Annotated in this window: 1 protein-coding gene; it reads right to left on the bottom strand. The window is 61.9% G+C overall.

What is annotated here, in order from left to right; genetic code table 11:
• Positions 1-479: integrase catalytic domain-containing protein (locus ACXJKJ_RS32165; RefSeq protein ID WP_457395812.1), on the bottom strand; the 479-nt coding region annotated here is incomplete at its 3' end.
• Positions 480-522 lie beyond the last annotated feature (43 nt).

Here is a 522-nt window from a genome sequence, read left to right as displayed (position 1 = left end):
CCCATATACCGTTCGATGTGTGCCCCATAGTGAGGCTTCTTGACCGGCCGCCACTGCATGTCGATGTGGTTGGCCTGGCAGCCGCGGGTAACCGCCTTGCACTTGAACTCTTTGGCGTTGTCGGCGTGCAGCGTGCCAATCTGACCCCATACCGGCCAGTTGCCTTCCACTCCAAGAGCCGCCAGGTAATCGCTCTTCGGCGTCATGGCGTGGGAAATGCACATGGCCACGGATGTCGCCGACGGCTTGTCCAGGGTGACGTAGAGTCCCACGATCATCCGGCTGTAAACGTCGATCGCCAACGTCAGCCACGGGCGACCGATCGGCTTGCGGTGGACCTCATCAAGGACGATGACGTCGAGCGGGGTGTGATCGATCTGGACGACTGACAATGGGAAGTCAGCACCCGGGAACGAGCCACGAATGGGCTCGTACACGTCTCGGGCCTTGTCCTTGAAGCCGCGCCGGCGCAGCGTCATCGCCGGCGACAGTTCTCTCAGACGTCGACGGATGGTGCTGGGA

Source organism: Roseateles sp. P5_E1, assembly GCF_054049335.1.
The sequence above is the reverse complement of the archived record's forward strand: the minus strand, read 5'-3'. Positions and strand labels throughout refer to the sequence as shown.